At 47.0% G+C, this 1,458-nt stretch carries 1 protein-coding gene; it reads right to left on the reverse strand.

What is annotated here, in order from left to right:
- Positions 1-249: 249 nt before the first annotated feature.
- On the reverse strand, positions 250-1,458 hold a 1,209-nt coding region (locus ACTHY5_RS07900), incomplete at its 5' end, for a toprim domain-containing protein (RefSeq protein ID WP_441878446.1).

The raw sequence follows: 1,458 nt of genomic DNA on the forward strand, positions 1-1,458 counted from the left end.
GACAACCTAGAGTCGGATAAAGGGAGCGACTCCACCGACCATCACATGACAGGGAAGTCATGTGTTTGAGCGCCACATGGATGTGCTTGCAGCGTGTCGGTGGAGTGGCCCCTTTGTTCGGCTTTTATAGGAAGCACAAACTGACTGGTTAATTAGTGTGATTGATATAAGCCGTTAGCTTTGCTGCCTTTAACCATAAAAAAAGCAGCGCTAGGCGCTGCTTTTTTATAAACCACTTACTAGTAACACTTAAATATCTAAGTTAGCCACTTGCAGTGCGTTGGTTTCAATGAATTCGCGGCGTGGTTCAACGTGATCCCCCATTAGGGTAGAAAACAGCTGATCGGCGGCAATGGCGTCTTCAATTTTCACCTGCAACATACGGCGTGAGTTGGGATCCATGGTGGTTTCCCATAGCTGATCGGGGTTCATTTCCCCCAACCCTTTATAGCGCTGTACATACAGACCGCGTTTACTGTCGTGCATTAGCCACTCAAGCGCCTGCGCAAAAGTCGACACTTGTTTGGTTTTCTCGCCACGCTTCACATAGCCACCCTCTTCCATCAGGTTGGCAATGCCATTACCCAATTCAACTATGCTGCGATATTCACCTGAGGCGAAAAAGTCATAACTAATGGGGTATTCACGCTCGGTGCCGTGTTGGCGTACTTTCACCTTAGGCAGGTAGCAGTTACGCTCTTCAAAAAACGCATAATCTAAGGCGTAGTTAGCGCCATTAGTGCTGTCATCAACTAACGACAGGTTAATCGCCTTCACCCAAGCGGCAACTTGTGCTTCATCGGTCAGTGCGTCTAATGTGAGCTCGGGTTGATAAATAAGCTCGTTTAGCACGATTTCGGGGGCACGACGTGATAAGCGCTCAATTAAAATTTCGACTTTACGAAAATCTGTGACCAGTTTTTCTAGGTGCTCACCGCTAATTGCCGGTGCCGACTCGTTAACATGTAGGCTAGCGCCCTCTAGCGCTAGGTTGGTCTGATACTCCAACATGGCGTCTTCGTCTTTTAAATACTGCTCATTTTTACCTTTTTTCACTTTATACAAAGGTGGTTGAGCAATATAAATATAACCGCGTTCTACTATTTCCGGCATTTGACGATAGAAAAAGGTCAGCAATAAGGTACGAATATGCGCACCATCCACATCCGCATCAGTCATGATGATGATGTAGTGATAACGCAGCTTATCGGGATCGTATTCGTCGCGGCCAATACCACAGCCTAATGCGGTAATTAAGGTCGCCACTTCTTGCGAAGACAGCATTTTATCGAAACGGGCTTTTTCAACGTTAAGAATCTTACCTTTCAAAGGAAGAATGGCCTGATTCTTACGATTACGCCCCTGCTTGGCTGAACCACCAGCAGAGTCCCCCTCCACTATGTAAAGTTCAGATAACCCTGGGTCTTTTTCTTGGCAGTCGGCCAGCTTACCCGGCAA

The sequence above is a fragment of the Oceanisphaera sp. genome (genome assembly GCF_052084945.1).
Classification (GTDB): Bacteria; Pseudomonadota; Gammaproteobacteria; order Enterobacterales; family Aeromonadaceae; genus Oceanimonas.